Here is a 21,129-nt window from a genome sequence, read left to right on the forward strand (position 1 = left end):
TCCTTATGATTTGGCTTTAATAACAAAACTGCCCTGCACCACAGAGCCATTTTTATTTAATTGCCCTTGCTCAACCGCAAATTCTTTTGCCAGTTCAGTACGCAGACGCTCAAATGGTTGGAAATCATTACTTTGAGCTTGCAGGCGAATTTCTTGTCGTGCGCCATCAAATTGCACACTTTGGACCGAAATGGATTTGGCTTGTTGCAACGCTTTGGGCAATTTGGCCAACCAACCTAACGCAGAAGCACCACCGCTGCTCCCACCCGATAAGACGCGCTCTTCATCTTGCATCGAACGTTTTAAATAGCTCACGGTTGGAATACGCTTTTTATTAGGGAAAATGGTACGGAAAATACGCTCACTCTCAGTATGATAAGCTCGAGTTTGCGCTTCAAGTTGTTGCACTTGCAGCGTTTTATTCACCAACAACACCACGATTAGCACACACGCAACGATCGCCACTTTTTGCCATACTCGCCATTGCTTTAACCATGACGATTGCGATTTAAACTCGCCGGTGAGTAAGTTAAATTTATTGGCAATGGCCCCTTGAGCTAGAACCGACATGATCAAGTCATCTGGCAAGGTTTGCCATTGGCCAGGTAAGTTTTCGCTCCCTTGCGGTAATGGGCTATAGCTATAAATAGTGGTATTTTCTTCCGGTTTTAACGGCAAGTTGTCGCTGTCACCTTGATTACTAATTAAGGCTTCACTGGCGATATCGGCCGCTTGCTGGGTTGCTTCATCAACCGCATCAGTACCGTCTACCGTAGTGCTTTCTGTCTCATCAGTAGCGCTTTCTTCTTTGTCTTGTAATGTATCTTCATTCTCTTGCAGCAGATCTTCAAAGTGCAATGCGTCTGCATCCGGATCAAGCCAACCTGAATGTAAGAACATTTCTAGCCAAGCCTCATCGACCGCTGCGCCTTTCGCATCACCTTGATGAAACAACCATTGCCCATCTAAATTCAGCGCACTAATGCCACTTTCATTTTTTGGCAGCGCTAAACAATCGGGTAAAATACGTTTGAGTTCAATCCCTACCGCTTTAAAATCATCGACCCATCGCGCCAATAAATCACGCTCAACCGTGGCAACGGTGGCTTGATCATTATGCTTGTGTAAGACACTAAAGTGCATCGATTCGATGTCTTGAGTTAGCGTGTCTTCCATCAAAAATGGCAGCATACTATTGAGCTGACGCGCCGCACCAGAAGGCACGGTAATTTGGGTAAGCAGTACATGACTACTTGGCAACAAGGCAATTGTGGTGCGTTGCTGGCTGTATTCAAACAATTGAGCAAGATGTTGGCGGTCGGCTATTTCGCCCGATGCAATCACATCCTTTAATTGAGTTGACCACACTAACCAAGCGATAGGATCGCTAGGGTTACTGCTCAGTCTTATTGTCAGAAACTCGTTCACTGATCCCTCCGAAACGACGACGAATAATTTGTGTGGTTTTATTATCTGAACTATACAGCAGGCTTCTTAACCTCACTCTCGATTCATCCACAGTTATTTGGGCATCTAATTCAAAATATTGGCTAGTCACGCCTAAAAATGGGGTCGCTTGTGATTGAATATTACTCGCTACCCGACTAATTTCCGGTTCTGCTAAAAAATCTTGTACACTTGACCAACCATCATAAGGTCGGTCTTCAATTACTTTTTTCGCATCACTTAAGCTTAACCCTGGTTGGAATAACCCTGATAATAGCAGGGCTTGATGCGGCTGAATGGTGTTGACGTTCACCATTAATTTTGACGCTGGAATCGCGCACACCACCCCTCTTAATGCTCGCATCGCTTGCGCACTCACCTGATTAACCGCCCGCAACTCTGTGCCATCTGCGATCATTCCGTTTGGCGCACTATAGGCCGGTTTAAAGCCTTCATAGGTGTTATTTTCAACCCCAGATTGCGTGTTCACCGTATCATCACTATCAACAAATTCTTTGGCGGAATCAGCAATCACTTCGGCTTGGTAACTCTCAATACCAGCATCTTCTAACATATAAGCCAGTACTTTTAATAAATATGGTCGTACACTTGGGTTGGTTGCAACCGGTAATCCATTTAAGGCATTGAGATTAAAACAAGCTTGCATATCTCGAATACTACCAATCGCATCACCATTATCGAGCGGGTAACGGGCACCTTTCATCGCCCATGCTTGATTGAGGTTAATAACCTTACTATTCTCTTTATAGGTTTCCTCTATCGCCACTTGAGCCAGTGCTTCGACCCCCATGCTATACCAGTAAGCTTGTTGGTGATTGAGTAAATTACTGGCACGATAAAACTGAGTCGACATTCGTTCCGTCATGGTGGCCGCCAATGCCACCAGTACCGCCACAATCAATAATACAAAAATCAGCGCCACACCTTGTTGTTTATGCTGGTTGGCATATTGCTTCTTAGTGACGTATTGTTGCTTAGCGATATGCTTATGATTCTTAAAATATGTTTGATGAGGCTTATAACGAACTGTCATTATCTCCTCCATCACTACTGTTTACGTTGCTTTGAGCAATCAAATATACCCGACGAATATCGCCATAATCTTTAAGCTGTAATTTCACTTCAATCGCTTGCGGCAGCGCACTGTCTTTGGTCCATTCTTTTTGCCAATTTGAGCCATCATAAAAGCCGAAATCCAGTTTCTCAACTTGCGATAACACTACTTTGTGCAGTGGTTCTTGCCCGGTTGGGGTGTCTGGATAGCGCCACCAAACTCGTTCAAGTTTACCTTGTATAATTCGATAGCCCACTTTAACAATCTCACCACGCGGGAAAGCCTGTTGTGGGTTAAGCCAACCTAAACGAGTAAATACGATGCCGTCACTATCGGAATCCAGTACATACTGGCCGGTATAAAGTGGCTTAGTTTTGTCTGTACCGCTTTTGTCGCCAAAGCTAAATTTACGCAGTGCCATCTGACGAAAATCACTGTCCATTACAATCATCGCCCGTTGTAACTCTTGCAGTCGCTGGGTTTTATCCAGTGACACTTGGTTGCTACGTTGAACTTGATTGACCACCTGATAGGCACCCAAACTTAAACTGGCAAAGACCATGATGGCGACCATCACTTCTATTAAGGTAAAACCACGGCTTAAGTTATGTCTAAACTTGTTGATAAGATTACGGTTTAACATAAGTGCGCACCGTTAAAATACTGTTCTTTCGTTGGCTGTCAGTCGAGACACTCACATCCACCGCTTTAATTAAATCCATTCCGGTTTTGACTGGTTTAGCGGTCCAATACCACGTCTTCCCTGCAAACTCTTCTTTACCTTTTTTAGTCGAGCTTAACGATTTACCTAAATGCAGTAGCGCCAATTGATTGTCCACTACCATGCTGGCAAAGGTTTTCTCTTCTAAATAAGTTAGGGTATTAATATGTTGTGTCACCGCTCGAATAACACTGATAGCAGCGGTAGCAAAAATAGCTAACGCGATCAAAACCTCAAGCAAAGTCATTCCGCGCGATGGCTGCCTTATCTGTTTTGTCTGCTTAATCATGGCTTTTACCAGTATCGCTCTCACCAGGTGAAAATAATTTTACTACGCCGGTTTCAAGTACTTTCACTCGCCAATATTGTTGATTTTCTTTATCGTTTTTATTTTGCCTTCCACCATCGTCGGTAGCGATAAAACTCAGCTCAAACGGTGTATTTTCACCGCTCGACAGAACAAATATTTGTGGTGGTTTTTCTTTTTTATCTTTATCTTGCTGCTCAAATTTATCTTCATAGAAGTCTTCTTGCTTGAACAAACGATCGTCATTCCCCCAAGCATCTGAGCCTAATTGAAAATGGAAACCAAGCTCATCTGGTAGATGTGTGGCGGTAAAATGTTTATCGCCTTTTACCACTTTCCAACCATCATCGGTTAAAGTCATATAGGTGAAACTAAACTTTTTATCATCAATCCGAATGCCATAATCTTGACCATTTAAAATGGCATCATCACTGAGCAGTTGCAGTCTCTGAAAAAAACGTAACGCGTTGTCTTTGAGTTGATCATCTTTTCTCTCTGGCATGGTTTGGATTACCGCTAATGCCGATAACGACATCAACACCACCACCAATAAAATCTCAAGCAATGTGAACCCGCGCTGACGCTTCATATTTTTCCTTAACACCACCGACTCAGCCACAAATCATACCTATTCGATTAGGCTTCTAACCAATATGGCTCATTACAAAAAGACGTTTAAACCGTCCGTGGGCACTTGAAAAAGAACATCCTTGTTCTTTGACACTTTTTTCCATCAACAATATGGATAGAAGCATACTTGTCTAAAATTGGCGTACTTCTTGAGCGTAGCGAGCCCGAACCTAGGCTCCTAACTATTATTGGAAGTCTTGAATATTCCAGTTACCAATGTCTTTCTTAGAACCGTCATCGCCGCCTTCTTGGCCGTCGGAACCTAAAGTAAAGATATCAATATTGCCTTTATCACCAGGGCTTAGGTATTGGTAGTCACCACCCCAAGGGTCTTTTGGTAAACGTTTGATATAACCGTCATTGCGGTAGTTACGTGGCTCTGGTGTACCGGTTGGTTTACTCACTAACGCCTCTAAACCTTGATCAGTGGTTGGGTACACACTGTTATCAAGTTTGTACATATCCAAGGCGTTCTCTAGCGCCACAATATCGGTCACCGCTTTTTGTTGATCGGCTTTTTCTTTGTTACCTAAAAGGTTAGGCACCACGAAACTGGCTAAGATCCCCAAAATTACCACCACCACCATAACTTCAAGCAAGGTAAAACCTTTTTGCTTCGCCGTAACGGGGCTGTTTGTTGATTTGAATGTCATTAATATTTCTCCTGTAAAAATTCTGTTTGGTATTCGTTTTTTGATTATCAATCTACTTTTGAGTCACAAGATTATTCAGTTCTAATATCGGCATTAAAGTGGCGGTCACGATAAACAACACAATGCCCGCCATAAAGACGATCAATAACGGCTCAAACACCCCTAGTGCCATATTGACCAAAGCTTCAAAATCGCGGTCTTGGTTATCGGCAGAACGGATTAGCATCGGTTCTAACTCGCCACTTTGCTCACCACTGGCGATCATGTGTAGCATCATAGGAGGAAATAAACGAGTTTGTTCCAGTGACTTACGCAAACTGGTCCCTTCACGCACTCGCTCGGAGGCTTCCATCACTTGCGCTTTAAAGTATTGATTACTCATGACATCCGCCGCGACTTTCATACCATCCAATAACGGGATCGCACTGGAAGAACAAATCGCCAAGGTGCGGGCAAAACGCGAGGTATTTAACCCTTTTGCCACTTTACCAATCACAGGTAACTTGAGCATTTTTTTATCCCATGCCATGCGAAACTTGGGCTTATTAAGCGCCATTTTTAAACCAATAATGCCGAATATGATCAGGACTAATAATTCTAACCCCCAGTTTTGCACAAAATTACTGGCATCCAATAATACCTGAGTTGAAGTTGGCAACCCTTGTCCCATCTGAACGAACTGATCGACAATTTTTGGTACTACCGCAGCCAATAAAAATGCCACCACACTGATCGCAATTAAGGTTAGCATCACAGGGTAAATCATCGCCTGTTGCAGCTTAGCGCGCATTTTTTGGCGGTTTTCAGCGTAATCGGCTAAGCGATCTAAAATAGCGTCTAAATGCCCCGACTTTTCACCGGCTGCCACCATGGCGCAAAATAGATCATCAAACACCGCAGGGAACTCTGCCATGCTGTCGGAAAGAGTATAACCCTCGACCACGCGCGAGCGAATACTGACGAGAATATTACGAATATGAGGTTTTTCAGATTGATCAGCAACGGCACGAATACACTCTTCTAATGGCATACCCGATTGCACTAAAGTTGAAAGTTGACGAGTCACTAATGCTAATTCATTGGTACTAATGCCACGCTGAAAGCTCAAACCTTTAGCGTTAGCTCGCTGGTTTTTAGCTCGGGTTTCAATCACTTCGGTTGGCATTAAGCCTTTTTCTTTTAGTCGTTGGCGAACTTGGCGGGCGTTATCCCCTTCCAAGATGCCTTTTTTCTGTTTGCCTTTGGCGTCGAGCGCTTTATATTCAAATGCCGCCATGGTTAGATTTCCTTGGTTACGCGCAAGACTTCTTCTAGGGTGGTAATGCCTCTGCGCACTTTAGCCAGACCATCATCACGAATACTTGGTGTTTGCGCACGCACTGCTTTTTCAATCACTTGCTCGCCCGCTTCGGCGTGAATGAGTTCTTGGGTGGTATCGTCAATCACCAGCATTTCATGGATACCAGTTCGGCCACGATAGCCTTTCTTATTGCAATGCTCGCAACCATTGGCTTTATACAAAGTCAGTTGATCTTGCTCGCCAAGATGAAATAATTTCTTTTGTTCGCTGTCAGCTTGATAGGGCGTTTTACATTGTTTGCATAAGGTGCGAACCAGACGCTGGGCTAAAACCCCTAATAATGAAGATGAAATTAAGAACGGTTCAATCCCCATATCACGCAGACGAGTAATCGCGCCAATTGCGGTATTGGTGTGCAAGGTCGACATCACTAAGTGACCGGTTAAAGAGGCTTGAACCCCGATCTGGGCTGTTTCGAGATCGCGGATTTCACCCACCATCACCACATCAGGATCTTGACGTAAAATAGCACGTAAGCCACGGGCAAAGGTCATATCAACTTTGGCATTCACTTGGGTTTGTCCAATGCCGTCGATATCAAATTCGATTGGATCTTCTACGGTAAGAATATTACGCTCGGTACTGTTCAGCTCTTGCAAGCCTGCGTACAAGGTTGTGGATTTACCGGAACCGGTTGGGCCTGTCACCAAAATAATGCCATGCGGACGTGCAATTAAACGACGGAAAGTCTCGTGGTTTTCAGCCGTCATACCAAGGCTATGCAAATCAAGACGGGTAGCATTTTTATCCAACAAACGCATTACGATTCGCTCACCATGAGAAGAAGGCATGGTCGATACCCGCACATCAACCGCTCGACCACCAATACGCAGCGAAATACGCCCATCTTGTGGCACCCGTTTCTCGGCAATATCGAGCTTAGACATAACCTTAACCCGCGACACCAAAATCGGCGCTAACTTACGACTTGGGGTTAATACTTCTCGTAATACCCCATCAACGCGAAAACGGATCGATAATACTTTTTCAAAGGTTTCGATATGAATATCCGAAGCCCCTTCTTTGATCGCTTCGCCTAACATGGCGTTGATCAATTTAATGATGGGCGCGTCATCATCCGATTCGAGCAAATCTTCATTTTCAGGAAGCTCTTCCGCCAATGAGAAAAAATCATCATCCGCGCCAATGTCTTCCATTAACTGGCGCGCTTCAGAAGAATCGCGCTGATAAGCTTGCGTCAGTTTATTATCAAATTCTTGCTTAGTGAGTTTGACCGGAGCAAACCCTGCACCAAGTGCGCGGCGGATCTCCAATAACACTTGTGGCGATAACTGCTCCACATAATATAGCGCCGCCTCTTCACCTTCACACTCCAACACCACTTGATGGCGCTTGGCAAAGGCAAACGGTAAACGTAATACCGCGCGAGTCGGATCGTCACTTGGCAGCTCAATCATTACTGCGCACCTTGAGTTGTCGCTGGTGCTTTTGCTTTTTTCAACTGGTCAAGAAAAGCTTGAATTTCGGCTGGTTGCCGCGCATCTTTGCCCAATCGTGGAATAACCGGCACTTCAGCATCTGGTATAAGATGAACCCCTTTCTGGGCGCGATACAGTTGCTCAGCTCGCAGGTAATTATACTTACGGCTCGATAAACTATCTGCAGCCATACCGTTACGAATAATAGTCGGTTTGATAAACACCATTAGGTTACGTTTTGTTGTACTGCTGTTGGTGTAAGAGAATAGTACCCCTAGATATGGGATATCCCCCAACCATGGGATTTTAGATTTACTTTCTTGGGTTTCATTTGAAATCAAACCGCCCAATACAATCATTTGACCATCTTCAACCATCACGGATGTGCTAATTTGACGCTTAGCAAAGCGGACATCGACTGCACCATTCGCGCCTAATACGTTGGACACCTCTTGTTCGATCTTCATTTGAATCGAGTCGCCTTCGTTAATTTGTGGCGTCACTTTCAGTTTGATGCCAACTTCTTTACGATCTACGGTTTGGAACGGGTTATCGTTGTCTGCGCCCGCGGTTGAACCGGTAATAACCGGCACTTCTTCACCCACAATAATAGAGGCTTCGGTATTATCCATTACGGTAATACTTGGAGAAGACAAAATATTGGAATTTGAATCGGTCGCCACCGCACTGACTAGCGCCGCCCAGTCGCCTTTCACAATACTTAATGCCGCGCCATTCACACCCGACAAAGCCGTTGCCAGAGTGGAATAATCGCCTTTAGTATCAGGGTTAATCGTGGTATTACCATTAGCATCAATAACGGTTGAGCCTTTTTCACCTTTTGCTTCTTCTAGACCTACCGCCACTTGGCCTATTTTGGCGTTAGCATTACCGTATTGCACCATACTGCCGGTTTTAGAGTTAGCGTATTGCACCCCAAGATCGATACCTTCACCTTCAGTCAGTTCGACAATCAATGCCTCAACTTGGACTTGCGCACGGCGAATATCCAGTTGCGAAATCACATCTTCTAATGCTTTCATAATATCAGGCGGAGCGGTTAACACTAGCGCGTTGGTGCCTGGATCGGCGGTGATCATCACATTTGATTTCGATGCTGATTTACCACTCGCAGATTTGCTTTGTTTTTCAGCTTGTAGGTTTTCAGATACCCCATCCAATACTTTAACAATGTCTTCGGCCTTGGCGTAGCGTAGGTAAATAACACGATTATTGCCCTTGGTTGCCATTTCAACATCAAGTTGTTTGATCAGTTTTTTCAGACGCTCACGAATTTTAGGCTCGCCAGAGAGCAAAATAGAATTGGTACGTTCATCGGCAACCAGCTTCGGCTGCAAAGACTCGGGGGTATTTTTAGCATCAGCGCTTTTATTTAACGCATCCACAATGCGCACCATTTCCGTGGCAGAGGCATTATTTAACTCAACCACTTCCACTTCTTTATCACCGGCTTGATCGACGCGCTTGATAATTTCAGCTAAACGGTTCACGACTGCCGCACGGCCGGTTAACAAGATAATATTGGCTGGATCGTAGTGCACCACATTACCGGCGCCAGCGTTATCATTAAGTTGGCGTAAAATTGGAGAAAGTTCGCGCACCGAAACATTTTTAACCGCGACAACACGGGTGATAACGGCATCACCGGTGACTTTTGAATTATTACCTACCACTGGAATAGCCGATGTTTTGGCATCTTTATCTTTAATAACTTTTAAAATGCCATTGTCCATCTCAACCACAGCAAAGCCATACACTTCCAAAACATTAAGGAAGAACTTGTAATATTGGTCTTCGCTTAATACATCGTAACTACGCACATCTATTTTACCGCGAATCGATGGGTCAACGATGATGGTTTTATGCAAATTGCGGCCAACAATATTAATGAACTCTTGAATATCGGTACCTTTAAAACTGGCACTAAACTCTTCTGCAGAGGCAGAACACCAAGCTAGGCTGGCGACTAAAATGAGCCCTACCTGTTTTATCGTTTTTTTAAATTTCTTTACGTTCTTCACGCAATGCTCCTGCTCACCAAAGGTGGTGACTTAAATTATCCTAAAACGATCTTTATCGTTTAAAATTCAATATAGATATCGTGGATCTGCCCATCTCTCTCAACACTTAAATTCCACTCTTGGGCACTTAATGCGTCTTTCCATAACGCAGTCATTTGTGATGGATCGGTTAAATCATGTCCATTTAATACCGTGGCAATATCGCCATCTTTTAGTCCGACCGAATCAAACAATTCACGCTTTTGTCCGGGACGAACTCGATAACCTTTTAGCTTACCTTCGTCCATCACTTGTGATAATCGAAGGTATTGAAATATTTTTTGTGGATCTTTCGAAATCTCAGTACGAATGGCGGTTAAATCCGAGCTGGATGATGGCGCCTCCTTTATTGGAGCGCTAGGTTGATTCATTTTACTATAATCAATCCCTTCTAACATCAGGGTTTCATCTTGGCCTTGATTGCTAATAATCACGCGATCTGGTAATACCGATTTTAATGTTACCCGAGTCCCATCAATCGTTTCACCAAGGCCGTAAGTAGATTGCTTTCCTTGATTCGCGATCACCGCCAAACTTAGTTTTGGGTTATTACTCGCCACCGCCCCAACTAAGGATAATTTTAAGCGTGTCTGAGGAGCATTTTTTGCTACCGCTTCATTAGCTATCGACTCTTGGTTGTAATTACCAAACAGATCACTTCTCACTAATTTCGATACATGATCGCCATGATTATTGTTAATCACATGGCGGCTGCTCACATTCGGAGCTACCCAATGGCTGACGGTGGGAGCAGGAGTAATAACAAACCAAACCAACACGCCTAAAATCCACGCAATAATCGCTAGCAACAATAAAGTACAGGCGTAAGCAATCACTGCCTGATGGGACAGTAATCGAGTAGAAATTTGGGTGAGTTGACCTCTTAAATCCGTTTTTAAGGCCATAGAAGATGACATGTTAATTAAGACTCCGTTCTACTTGATATTGCTCGCTAAATATTCAGCCATTTTTGTAATACTTTATCCAGACTACCTTACCGTTTAAAGCCCAAGCCACCAAATAAAATAGTATTAAAAATAGAGGAAAGTGGGAAAAGTTCACATCCTTAAGCATAATTAGCCATTATCCTTATATCAAATCATCATTTTCATAACTTTAATGTAAGAATAATCACTTAGACGCGATGGATAAAGTCACCGCTTTGTGCGCACTCCCCCTTGAAATATCGGTTATTCACCACCATTGTTTATCTACTTTTCATTGCAAACCGGCTAAGGACGCATTTCAGAATGAGTTCACCAACATTGTCAGTACGTTTAGATAAATGGCTATGGGCGGCACGTTTTTATAAGACTCGTTCCGTGGCTCGCACTATGGTTGATGGTGGCAAAGTCCATTATAATAATCAACGTAGTAAACCAAGCAAAATCGTCGAGCTCGGCGCTCAAATTCGTTTGCGCCAAGGTAACGAAGAAAAAACCATTATTATCGAGAAAATTTCAGAACATCGACGTGGGGCACCAGAAGCACAGACGTTATATCGCGAAACTGAAGAGAGTATCACTAAACGCGCAGAAGATGCCGAAAAACACAAACTGAATGCGTTATACAGCCCAAGCCCGGATCGACGTCCAGATAAAAAACAACGCCGTAATATCATTCGCTTTAAACAGCAATAACCGTTTTTTTAATTCAATATTTTTTAGTCAAATACTCGTCAGCCAAAGTTATTGCAAGTCAGATGAGTATATTAAACAACAATAATCGCTGGGAGTTCCCTAACTGATGGCAAATAACCTTTTACATCGCTACTTATTTGAAAACTTATCGGTCCGTGGTGAGTTAGTTCAACTTGATACCGCCTTTCAAAACATTATTGCTAGTAAGGATTACCCGCAACCGATCCGTAATTTATTAGGTGAGTTACAAGTGGCAACCAGCCTGTTAACCGCCACCCTAAAATTTGAAGGTTCCATCACGTTGCAATTACAAGGTGATGGTCCGGTACCTCTGGTGGTGATCAACGGCGATCATGATCAAAAGCTTCGTGGTGTAGCGCGTTGGGAAGGCCATATTGATAGCAACGCAAGCTTGCATCAATTAATTGGTAAGGGTCATCTCGTGATCACCATTTCTCCTAAAGAAGGTGAACGTTATCAAGGTGTGGTTGGGCTTGAAGGGGAGACATTGGCGGAAATTTTAGAAGGCTACTTTGAACGTTCTGAACAACTAAAAACGCGCTTATGGCTGCGCACTGGTGAGCATAATGGTCAAGCGCATGCTGCTGGTATGCTACTTCAAATTATGCCAGATGGTACAGGCTCTGCGGATGATTTCGAGCACTTAGAAAAACTAACCGAAACCATTAAAGATGAAGAATTATTCTCTTTAGACGCTCACGATCTACTGTATCGCCTGTACAACCAAGAAGAAGTAAAAGTATTCGAACCTCAACCAATTGAGTTTTTCTGTGGATGTTCACGTGAACGTAGTGCTGGCGCTATTGCCACAGTAGCAAAACCCGAACTCGACGATATTCTGCACGCCGAAGGTGAAGTTGCACTACATTGTGACTATTGCGGCAGTTCCTACTCTTTTAATTCGGCACAAGTGGAACAAATCCTAACCGAAGCGAAGAAAACACTGCATTAATCAGTCCAATAACTTAAGTCTAGTGCATTATTTTCTAGCACGTAATAACCACCAGTAATATCTAAAAAAACCGGCCCTGTGTCGGTTTTTTTAGTCAAACTTTTGTTTCTATTGTGTATTTCATCACCCAAACTCTCCTGCAAATACCGCACTTAATTTTAGTGAAATAATAAACATAGTCGCGCCTGATCCCATTTTTGATCTACCATACTTTGATAGGATGATTTTGTGATGTCACCAATAAAACCATATATAGAATATGGTTAAAATGGCGTCAATATTAATAAATTTAACATCTTACTATTTGAAATTTTGACGACTTGAAACTAAGGACACCCTATGACTGTTATGACGCACACTGCAACACAACAAATAGATCTCACTGGTTATGGTATTCACAATGCGACTGATGTGCTGCATAACCCTAGTTATGAGGTGTTATTTACCGAGGAAACTCGAGATGACTTATCTGGCTATGAAAAAGGTATTGAGACTGAATTAGGGGCGGTATCGGTTGATACTGGCATCTTCACCGGTCGCTCACCAAAAGATAAGTATATTGTTAAAGATGACGTCACTCGCGATACGCTTTGGTGGTCTGATCAAGGTAAAAATGATAACAAACCCATTAACCAAGAGGTATGGCAAGACTTAAAATCCTTAGTCACCACTCAACTGTCAAATAAGCGCTTGTTTGTGGTTGATTGTTTTTGTGGCGCTAACCCAGAGTCTCGCTTGCAAGTGCGCGTGATCACCGAAGTTGCGTGGCAAGCCCACTTCGTCAAAAATATGTTTATTCGTCCTACCGATGAAGAACTCAAAACATTCGAGCCTGATTTTGTGGTGATGAATGGCGCGAAAACCACGAATCCAAACTGGCAGAAACAAGGGCTCAATTCGGAAAACTTTGTCGCTTTCAACCTCACTGAGCGCATTCAGATCATCGGTGGCACTTGGTACGGCGGCGAAATGAAAAAAGGTATGTTCGCCATGATGAACTACCTATTGCCGATCAAGGGTATGGCGTCAATGCATTGCTCTGCCAATGTCGGGGAAGACGGTGATGTGGCTATTTTCTTTGGTTTATCAGGCACCGGAAAAACCACTCTTTCTACCGATCCTAAACGTCAGTTGATTGGCGATGATGAGCACGGCTGGGATGATGACGGTGTGTTTAACTTTGAAGGCGGCTGCTACGCGAAAACCATACGTTTATCGAAAGAGGCTGAACCTGATATTTATAACGCAATTCGCCGTGATGCCTTACTTGAAAATGTGACGGTAACCGAGCAAGGCATTATTGATTTTGATGATGGTTCAAAAACCGAAAATACTCGTGTTTCTTATCCTATTTATCACATTGATAATATCGTTAAACCGATATCTAAAGCCGGTCATGCACAAAAAGTCATCTTCCTAACTGCCGATGCCTTTGGGGTACTACCGCCAGTATCCAAACTGACACCAGAACAAACTAAGTACCACTTTTTGTCGGGCTTTACCGCCAAACTCGCAGGTACTGAACGCGGCATTACCGAACCAACACCAACCTTCTCGGCCGCATTTGGCGCTGCCTTCCTAACTTTGCACCCAACTCAGTATGCGGAAGTGTTAGTTAAGCGTATGGTTGCATCAGGCGCTGAAGCTTACTTAGTCAATACCGGCTGGAACGGCACTGGCAAGCGCATTTCGATTCAAGATACGCGCGGTATTATTGATGCGATCTTAGATGGCTCGATAGATAAAGCCCAGACTAAGATTATCCCAACCTTTAACCTAGAAGTGCCTACCTCGCTACCAAAAGTCGATCCTACGATCTTAGATCCTCGCGACACTTACGCTAGCACTCAAGAGTGGCAAGCAAAAGCCGATGACTTAGCAACCTTATTTATTAATAACTTCGCTCAGTACACTGACAATGATGAAGGTAAATCGCTCGTCGCGGCTGGTCCACAGAAAGGCTAAATCATCATTTAGGCTACTTGAAACTGCGTAAACCTTGCGCCGATAATAGCTTTTTCCATTATCGGCGCACCTATCTCAGGTTTTTATAAAAGAATACTTCACCCTTTCGATGATTTTCTATAAATTGTTCCTTCTAGCGATAAATTCCTACTCTCAAATAATTAGGGATCTTCTCGATTTATTGCTCATCTCGACTAACAGGACGATCCATGAGAAAGTTGCTTATCATTTTTACTAGTTTTATCGCGCTATTAATGGTGATTTTAGCCGCCGGTTACGGTACTTTACACACCCAATATGCCCCAAAGCTAGTCAACTTTGTATTTAGCAAAGTCTTAGATAAGCCAATTGCGGTGCGTGAAGTCAGCTATTCCTATCAACAAGCTCGCCATATTACATTTGAAGGGGTGTTAGTCAAAAATCCTCAAACTCATCAATCAATTTTGATCCGAAAAGTCGATATTTGGCTGGATAACCCACTTTGGAAAGACTCTAAATTACAAATTGATAATGTCCTGATGGAAGGTATCAACTTACAAAGCGGCTGGCCGAAACTGGCAATATTGCCACATATTAATATCAAACAATTAGCGATTTCGAGTATCGACTTTGCCGACCAAGGTTGGGTGGTGCGTGATATGACCATGCAAGTGAAACACCCCCAATATCGCCCATCAAAAATTTTCCCTTTCTATGGTCAAATTCAGTTATCTGCCGACCAAATTTATTGGCAAGGTGAAGCGCTAGATAAAGTATTTATTGATGGCGATATCAGCCACAGTAATACTATTATTTATGATATGCGCTTTAATTGGCGACACGGAAAATTTCAAGCTCAAGCGACTAAAGGTTCCGATGAGCATGTATGGCAACTACCTCAAGTGTCCATTGCTGGCTTAAGATTACAACAACACAATTTAGAAGCGATCCATTCAGATGTATTGGCTTGGTTTAATCACATTGCAATGGATATCGACCAATTAGATATCAGTGATTCTAGTTTGGAAGTTAATGATTTTACCGCTAATAATTTGCTGATTAATGCTCGCCATGTTCACTTGCCATTTAAACTCTGGCAGCAACAAGATGCGTCTATTAACCTTTCCGCCGACTCGATGAGCGCCATGGGGCAATCCATCAAATCTCCTAATTTAACTCTCAATTTGCAGCCTCAATCGGCTTATGTGCAGAATTTATCACTCGAAGTATTGCAAGGTGATATTCATCTACAGGGGAAGTTCAAACCCGATAGTGCCGATATAAAACTACTCAATATTAATAATATAAAATGGATCCCATCACAAAAATCTAAGGACTTAGTGTTAGCTTACTTCAATCAACTCCACACTCTTAACGCCCAGTCCTTAACCATTAATAATGTTCAGGTGATTGATCTCACCCAAACGCCAGCCATTCAAACCTCAGGCATGAGTATTGATGGTGACCAACTTGAATTAAAGCGTGACGGACGTTGGGGGTTATGGGATGGCAAGTTGAGTATCAGTGCCAGCAGTGCCAGCAGTGCCACTTATGACAAAGTCACTAGCCGTAATTTATTACTTAATATGCACTCTAAAGATGGCCATTTTTGGCTAGAAAAGCTATTTGTTCCGCTCGATGATGGGTTAATCAAAGCCAGTGGCGATATGGATTACGCTAAAACTAGCCAACCTTGGAATCTATCAGTTGAGGCTTCAGGCATTCCATTACGCTTTTTTACACGCGTTTTTAACTTACCACTGCATTTAGATGGTATCACCGACTTTACCGTGAAAGGCGAAGGCTTGTATGGCGATCAATTGATTTTTAACCATAGCGTGACGGGCAAACTTGAAGCGACCATTAGCCAAGCCACCAGCAGCGATGATTTTGAAACACTTTGGTTGCGCAATCAGGGGATTGAACTCGATCCATCGGAAGATCCTCATCCAGTAGATAAACCAAAACAGCCGACACAAACCAAGCAAGCCGTATCGATTGGCAATATTCATTTAAATGCCGATCGTGGACGAGTGGCATTAAAACCATTTAGCATCAAAGGGAAAGATTTCACCGCTTATTTAGGCGGTAATTACGATTTCTTATTTCCAGAAAAAGGTAATGTGCAATATAAGCTCGAAGGAAAAGGAAAATGTAAGGCGCTGATCTTTGATTTATTAGGAGATAACAGCGCGATCACAATGGAAGATAATTGCCAATAGTGTCAAGTGTTTGCTCAATGAATAACGGCTATAGCATGAGCTATTCATTGACGATGACACCGTTTAATATGATTAGATATGAAAACGTCAACTCACTAAAGGTTCTTCACCTAAAAAGTCAGTCATCAACATATAGGTTCCGGTAAATTCTACCGCTGGTGTGTCGCCACTATACACTATCACTTTGACAATGATGCGCGCGCGACGCCCATTTTTTAATCGGTCTAAATCGCCACTGATACCATCTAATGAGGTCACGGCGGTAGGGCTTTCGGTTACCGGAGCACGAAAGCGTATCTGACTATCAGCTAAAATGATATCCGCTTTTAAGCCCTTTTCTCGCATTAATAGCCATGCCATTCCCCAACCCGTTAACGTAGTTAAGGTAAAAATCGATCCTGCAAACATGGTCTCATGAGGGTTAATATTGGGATTTAATGGCGCCGAGCACTCAAAGCGGTGTCCGGTATATTGATTGATTCGGATCCCCATCGCACCACAAATAGGGATTTCTTGTCGCCAACGATTTTGCAGTTCATCACACCAGTCAGGGCGGTGCGAGACCAAAGATAATGAATTGAGCGGTTTGACCATTTGTTGATGTCGAATCGGCCCCCGCTCATCACTGAGTTCGCCTTGGCTTTCAAAACCATTATGACTATAAAAAGAGATGGCATCTTGGCGTGCATTACACACTAAGCGCTTAGCGCCTTCTTGCATCGCATACGACTCTAGTGCTACCAGAATCAATGAACCAAAGCCCTTACCTCGCTGATTAGGACTCACCGCCATAAAGCGCACTTGCCCTTCGCAATCAGGGGTAAGGTAAATGCGCCCCACCGCCATAATCCGATCGCGACTATCAATAATCATGCGATGCGAACTCATTTCATCGTATTCATCGCGCTCAGAGCCCAAAGGTTGATGAAAGGGTTCACGCAACACCTGCCAACGAAAATGATAGTAACGTTTTAATTCCGCCTCTGTTTTCGGTGTCACTAGCTTAAACATGTTAATTCCTTTTATTTTTTATCCTATCGCTGCACGGCCTCATTAATCAGTTCAATGCTGACCAATCATCGAGTAGAGAGCAAAACGATTAAACCTGTAGCCAGAATGTCACCGGTCCATCATTGACCAATGCCACTTTCATATCCGCCGCAAAACGACCATTTTGGGTATTGATCCCAGTCTGCTGACAGCAATGAGAAAAGTAATCATATAAACGTTCAGCGTCACGCGGATCGGCCCCTTTAGAGAAGCTCGGACGCATACCTTTTTGAGTATCCGCAGGCAGCGTAAACTGAGAAACGATCAACACACTACCGCCAACTTGCCCAACATTTAAATTCATCTTTCCGGCGTCATCTTCAAAAATTCGGTAACCTAACACTCGCTCAACTAAGCGCTTAGCTTTCGCTTCATCATCACCTTTTTCAACACCCAGTAGTACTAATAATCCTTGTTGGATCTCACCAACAATCTCACCATCAACTTTAACGCTAGCTTCACTTACTCGTTGGATCAATGCAATCACAGCTTATCGTCCTTTTTAGCAAATTTACTATGTAACACTTGCAGAACTTGAAAAGGCTCATCTTCATGCCACAACTCACGCTCGCCTAAACTGGCGGTGACTTCCGCACCAATCAAGACGATAAACCAACATAAATACACCCAAACAAATAAAATGGGAATTGCCGCTAATGCGCCGTAAATTAATTGATATGATGGAAAAGCGGTAATATAAAACGCAAAACCTTTCTTACTTAATTCAAATAATAAGCCAGCCACTAAAGCGCCACCCAGAGCGTGGAAAATTCTTACTTTTATATTAGGAACCAATAAATATAGACCAAAAAATGCCGATGCGGACAGTAACATTGGCAGTAGTCGATACACCAAATTCAACACTTCGCTACTCAAAAACTGGGTCGAGGTTATATAAGAGGTGAGGGCTAAGCTCGAACCAATAAATAACGGGCCAAGCGTCAGCACCATCCAATACATAGAAAAAGAATAAACCAAACGGCGCTTACGCTTCACTCGCCAAATAAAATTCAGATTTTTATCAATGGTCGAAATCAGTAACATGGCAGTGATAAACACAAACACCCCGCCTATTGCGGTCATTTTTGCGGTATTACTAATAAAACTATTTAGCGCATCTTTCATCGCATCACCCGCCGCGGGCACAAAGTTACTAAAAATAAACTCTTGTACTTGGTTACTGATCCCTTCAAATACTGGAAATTTAGATAGTGCAGTTACCACCACCGTAGTGAGGGGCACTAAAGACAAAAGAGTAATGTAAGCCATATAACCAGCATTAACGGCAAGGCGATCATTCACCACTCTTTGCTTTAAATAAATTAAGTAGTGCAGACCAAGGCCGATTCGGCGTTCTACTGTCTGAATTGAATTCATACTCTATCCTTGGTGATAATGGTTTACTTGGTTTATTTTCTCTTTCCTTGAGTGGCATCTAAGTTGTCAATCTTGATCCGCTTAATGCAAAAAGGCCGATGCAATTGCATCGGCCTTTTACTATATCACAATACTTCCATCTTAATTAAAGCACAGGCTTCAATTTGTTGAGGGAATTATATCGATTTATTTTGGTCCACGACCGGCACGCTTACGTTCATTTTCAGTCAAATGACGCTTACGAATACGGATGCTTTCTGGTGTCACTTCTACTAGCTCATCATCATCGATGAATTCTAGTGCTTGCTCTAGCGTGTATTTTATCGCAGGAGAAAGCGTTTGTGCTTCATCAGTACCAGATGCACGTACGTTAGTTAATTGCTTACCACGTAGACAGTTGATAGTCAGATCGTTAGCACGATTATGAATACCGATAATTTGACCTTCATACACTTCGTCGCCGTGCTCAGCAAATAAACGACCACGATCTTGTAGGTTGAATAAAGAGTAAGTTACTGCTTTACCCATACCGTTAGAAATCAATACGCCGTTAGCACGTTGGCCGATTACGCCACCTTTGTGCGGACCGTAGTGATCGTATGAGTGGTAGATTAGACCAGAACCAGAAGTCATAGTTAGGAATTCAGTTTGGAAACCAATAAGACCACGAGAAGGCATCATGAAGTCCATGCGAACACGGCCTTTACCATCTGGTGCCATATCGGTTAGTTCACCTTTACGGATACCAATGTTTTCCATGATCGCGCCTTGATGCTCTTCAACTACATCAATCGTTACCGTTTCAAACGGTTCCATTAGTTGGCCATCTTCTTCTTTGATGATAACTTCTGGACGAGATACAGCTAGCTCGAAACCTTCACGACGCATGTTTTCGATCAGGATAGATAGGTGAAGTTCACCACGACCTGAAACGCGGAATTTGTCTGGATCGGCTGCTTGTTCAACACGTAGTGCTACGTTGTGAACCAATTCTTTTTCTAGACGCTCAAGGATGTTACGTGAAGTCACGAACTTACCTTCTTTACCAGCAAACGGTGAGTTGTTTACTTGGAAAGTCATGGTTACTGTTGGTTCATCAACAGAAAGTGGCTTCATTGCTTCAACTGCGTTTACATCACAGATGGTGTCAGAGATCTTAAGCTCACCTAAACCAGTGATGGCAATAATGTCACCCGCATCAGCTTGTTCAACTTCGTGACGCTCAAGGCCCATGTAACCAAGAACCGTACCGACTTTACCATTACGCTTCTTGCCATCAGCACTAACGATAGTCACTTGTTGGTTTGGTTTAACGCTACCGCGAGTTACGCGACATACGCCGATAACACCAACGTAAGAGTTGTAGTCAAGTTGAGACACTTGCATTTGAAGTGCGCCATCGATGTCAACATTTGGGCAATCAACGTTATCAACAACCGCTTGGAACAATGGTTCCATATCTTCGCCAACAACGCCTTCATCCATAGAAGCCCAGCCGTTTAATGCTGATGCATAAACAACTTTAAAGTCTAGTTGTTCGTCAGTTGCACCTAAGTTATCGAACAAATCAAAAATTTGATCCATAACCCAGTCAGGGCGAGCGCCAGGACGGTCAACTTTGTTGATAACCACAATTGGCTTAAGGCCGTGTGAGAATGCTTTTTGCGTTACGAAACGTGTTTGAGGCATTGGGCCATCAACAGCATCAACGATAAGTAGCACAGAATCTACCATAGACATGATACGCTCAACTTCACCACCAAAATCGGCGTGTCCTGGGGTATCTACGATGTTGATGCGGTAATCATTCCAGTTGATTGCAGTGTTTTTTGCAAGAATGGTAATACCACGTTCTTTTTCGATGTCGTTCGAATCCATGACGCGCTCTTCAGCTTCACCACGAGATTCAAGCGTACCCGATTGTTGTAATAGCTTATCAACCAAGGTGGTTTTACCGTGGTCAACGTGCGCGATAATCGCGATATTTCTTAATTTATCGATTTTAGTTGTGGTCATGGAATTCTATTCACTTATGTAAGACATCCAGACATTGGATGAATTTGATTAAAAAAACGGTCGTAAATGTACCAGATCTTACGCCAAACCCCTAGGAATATTCACGCCAAAATGATAATAGTTGATTAAAAATAGCTCACTTTGATGGATGGCGTGCTAATTCAACATAAAAGATAGGACGATAAACTAAATGTT

18 protein-coding genes are annotated in these 21,129 nt (G+C 43.1%); 4 read left to right on the plus strand and 14 right to left on the minus strand.

Features of this window, described 5'->3' with window-relative positions; genetic code table 11:
- Nucleotides 1-3: 3 nt before the first annotated feature.
- The 10 genes from gspL to gspC form a co-directional block, all read right to left on the minus strand.
- Nucleotides 4-1,428, minus strand: coding sequence for a type II secretion system protein GspL (gene gspL, locus GFB47_RS10820; protein ID WP_178306475.1), 1,425 nt, complete (start codon nt 1,426-1,428; stop codon nt 4-6).
- On the minus strand, nt 1,394-2,500 hold the full coding sequence (gspK, locus tag GFB47_RS10825) for a type II secretion system minor pseudopilin GspK (RefSeq protein WP_153447973.1): 1,107 nt from the start codon (nt 2,498-2,500) through the stop codon (nt 1,394-1,396). The genes gspL and gspK overlap by 35 nt, the downstream gene beginning before the upstream one ends.
- The gene (gene gspJ, locus GFB47_RS10830) at nt 2,484-3,164 is read right to left on the minus strand and encodes a type II secretion system minor pseudopilin GspJ (RefSeq protein ID WP_153447974.1); all 681 of its coding nucleotides are present in this window, start codon (nt 3,162-3,164) and stop codon (nt 2,484-2,486) included. The genes gspK and gspJ overlap by 17 nt, the downstream gene beginning before the upstream one ends.
- Nucleotides 3,151-3,531 (minus strand): type II secretion system minor pseudopilin GspI, encoded by a 381-nt coding sequence (gspI, locus tag GFB47_RS10835; RefSeq protein ID WP_153447975.1) that lies wholly within the window; start codon nt 3,529-3,531, stop codon nt 3,151-3,153. The genes gspJ and gspI overlap by 14 nt, the downstream gene beginning before the upstream one ends.
- Nucleotides 3,524-4,138 (minus strand): type II secretion system minor pseudopilin GspH, encoded by a 615-nt coding sequence (gspH, locus tag GFB47_RS10840; RefSeq protein ID WP_153447976.1) that lies wholly within the window; start codon nt 4,136-4,138, stop codon nt 3,524-3,526. Before gspH ends, gspI begins: the two co-directional genes overlap by 8 nt.
- A 226-nt stretch (nt 4,139-4,364) precedes the next feature.
- Nucleotides 4,365-4,832, minus strand: coding sequence for a type II secretion system major pseudopilin GspG (gene gspG, locus GFB47_RS10845; protein ID WP_153447977.1), 468 nt, complete (start codon nt 4,830-4,832; stop codon nt 4,365-4,367).
- 52 nt (nt 4,833-4,884) lie between these two features.
- Nucleotides 4,885-6,108: a type II secretion system inner membrane protein GspF gene (gene gspF / locus GFB47_RS10850; protein WP_153447978.1), complete on the minus strand. Its 1,224-nt coding sequence runs from the start codon at nt 6,106-6,108 to the stop codon at nt 4,885-4,887.
- Between the two features lie 2 nt (nt 6,109-6,110).
- Nucleotides 6,111-7,610, minus strand: coding sequence for a type II secretion system ATPase GspE (gspE, locus tag GFB47_RS10855; RefSeq protein ID WP_153447979.1), 1,500 nt, complete (start codon nt 7,608-7,610; stop codon nt 6,111-6,113).
- Nucleotides 7,610-9,643 (minus strand): type II secretion system secretin GspD, encoded by a 2,034-nt coding sequence (gspD, locus tag GFB47_RS10860; RefSeq protein WP_153448227.1) that lies wholly within the window; start codon nt 9,641-9,643, stop codon nt 7,610-7,612. Before gspD ends, gspE begins: the two co-directional genes overlap by 1 nt.
- A gap of 89 nt (nt 9,644-9,732) precedes the next feature.
- Nucleotides 9,733-10,629 (minus strand): type II secretion system protein GspC, encoded by an 897-nt coding sequence (gene gspC / locus GFB47_RS10865; RefSeq protein WP_153447980.1) that lies wholly within the window; start codon nt 10,627-10,629, stop codon nt 9,733-9,735.
- Nucleotides 10,630-10,962: 333 nt separating this feature from the next.
- Between gspC and hslR the strand changes: the two genes are divergently transcribed.
- The 4 genes from hslR (at nt 10,963) to GFB47_RS10885 (ending at nt 16,491) form a co-directional block, all read left to right on the plus strand.
- The gene (gene hslR, locus GFB47_RS10870) at nt 10,963-11,352 is read left to right on the plus strand and encodes a ribosome-associated heat shock protein Hsp15 (RefSeq protein ID WP_153447981.1); all 390 of its coding nucleotides are present in this window, start codon (nt 10,963-10,965) and stop codon (nt 11,350-11,352) included.
- A 106-nt stretch (nt 11,353-11,458) separates the two neighbouring features.
- Nucleotides 11,459-12,325, plus strand: a complete 867-nt coding sequence (gene hslO, locus GFB47_RS10875) for an Hsp33 family molecular chaperone HslO (protein WP_153447982.1) — start codon at nt 11,459-11,461, stop codon at nt 12,323-12,325.
- Nucleotides 12,326-12,664: 339 nt separating this feature from the next.
- Nucleotides 12,665-14,290 (plus strand): phosphoenolpyruvate carboxykinase (ATP), encoded by a 1,626-nt coding sequence (gene pckA, locus GFB47_RS10880; RefSeq protein ID WP_153447983.1) that lies wholly within the window; start codon nt 12,665-12,667, stop codon nt 14,288-14,290.
- Nucleotides 14,291-14,499: 209 nt separating this feature from the next.
- The gene (locus GFB47_RS10885) at nt 14,500-16,491 is read left to right on the plus strand and encodes an AsmA family protein (RefSeq protein ID WP_153447984.1); all 1,992 of its coding nucleotides are present in this window, start codon (nt 14,500-14,502) and stop codon (nt 16,489-16,491) included.
- An 87-nt stretch (nt 16,492-16,578) separates the two neighbouring features.
- Here GFB47_RS10885 and GFB47_RS10890 read toward each other — a convergent pair whose 3' ends face one another.
- From GFB47_RS10890 to typA, 4 genes are all read right to left on the minus strand, one after another.
- Nucleotides 16,579-17,502, minus strand: coding sequence for a bifunctional GNAT family N-acetyltransferase/hotdog fold thioesterase (locus GFB47_RS10890; protein WP_153447985.1), 924 nt, complete (start codon nt 17,500-17,502; stop codon nt 16,579-16,581).
- Between the two features lie 88 nt (nt 17,503-17,590).
- Nucleotides 17,591-18,028: a D-aminoacyl-tRNA deacylase gene (gene dtd, locus GFB47_RS10895; protein ID WP_153447986.1), complete on the minus strand. Its 438-nt coding sequence runs from the start codon at nt 18,026-18,028 to the stop codon at nt 17,591-17,593.
- The gene (locus GFB47_RS10900) at nt 18,025-18,918 is read right to left on the minus strand and encodes a virulence factor BrkB family protein (RefSeq protein WP_153447987.1); all 894 of its coding nucleotides are present in this window, start codon (nt 18,916-18,918) and stop codon (nt 18,025-18,027) included. The genes dtd and GFB47_RS10900 overlap by 4 nt, the downstream gene beginning before the upstream one ends.
- A 186-nt stretch (nt 18,919-19,104) precedes the next feature.
- Entirely contained in the window at nt 19,105-20,934 is a 1,830-nt protein-coding gene (gene typA, locus GFB47_RS10905; RefSeq protein WP_153447988.1) for a translational GTPase TypA, read from the minus strand.
- Nucleotides 20,935-21,129: the final 195 nt, after the last annotated feature.

Origin of the sequence: Vibrio algicola, assembly GCF_009601765.2 — a bacterium.
GTDB lineage: Bacteria > Pseudomonadota > Gammaproteobacteria > Enterobacterales > Vibrionaceae > Vibrio > Vibrio algicola.

Excerpts from the sequence above, each read along its gene's own strand:
- GFB47_RS10900 (WP_153447987.1), bottom strand. The coding sequence starts at position 18,918 with ATGAATTCAATTCAGACAGTAGAACGCCGAATCGGCCTTGGTCTGCAC.
- typA (WP_153447988.1), bottom strand. The coding sequence starts at position 20,934 with ATGACCACAACTAAAATCGATAAATTAAGAAATATCGCGATTATCGCG.
- GFB47_RS10885 (WP_153447984.1), top strand. The coding sequence starts at position 14,500 with ATGAGAAAGTTGCTTATCATTTTTACTAGTTTTATCGCGCTATTAATG.
- gspC (WP_153447980.1), bottom strand. The coding sequence starts at position 10,629 with ATGTCATCTTCTATGGCCTTAAAAACGGATTTAAGAGGTCAACTCACC.
- gspK (WP_153447973.1), bottom strand. The coding sequence starts at position 2,500 with ATGACAGTTCGTTATAAGCCTCATCAAACATATTTTAAGAATCATAAG.
- gspF (WP_153447978.1), bottom strand. The coding sequence starts at position 6,108 with ATGGCGGCATTTGAATATAAAGCGCTCGACGCCAAAGGCAAACAGAAA.
- gspG (WP_153447977.1), bottom strand. The coding sequence starts at position 4,832 with ATGACATTCAAATCAACAAACAGCCCCGTTACGGCGAAGCAAAAAGGT.
- gspH (WP_153447976.1), bottom strand. The coding sequence starts at position 4,138 with ATGAAGCGTCAGCGCGGGTTCACATTGCTTGAGATTTTATTGGTGGTG.
- gspI (WP_153447975.1), bottom strand. The coding sequence starts at position 3,531 with ATGATTAAGCAGACAAAACAGATAAGGCAGCCATCGCGCGGAATGACT.
- hslO (WP_153447982.1), top strand. The coding sequence starts at position 11,459 with ATGGCAAATAACCTTTTACATCGCTACTTATTTGAAAACTTATCGGTC.
- gspJ (WP_153447974.1), bottom strand. The coding sequence starts at position 3,164 with ATGTTAAACCGTAATCTTATCAACAAGTTTAGACATAACTTAAGCCGT.
- hslR (WP_153447981.1), top strand. The coding sequence starts at position 10,963 with ATGAGTTCACCAACATTGTCAGTACGTTTAGATAAATGGCTATGGGCG.
- pckA (WP_153447983.1), top strand. The coding sequence starts at position 12,665 with ATGACTGTTATGACGCACACTGCAACACAACAAATAGATCTCACTGGT.
- GFB47_RS10890 (WP_153447985.1), bottom strand. The coding sequence starts at position 17,502 with ATGTTTAAGCTAGTGACACCGAAAACAGAGGCGGAATTAAAACGTTAC.
- gspE (WP_153447979.1), bottom strand. The coding sequence starts at position 7,610 with ATGATTGAGCTGCCAAGTGACGATCCGACTCGCGCGGTATTACGTTTA.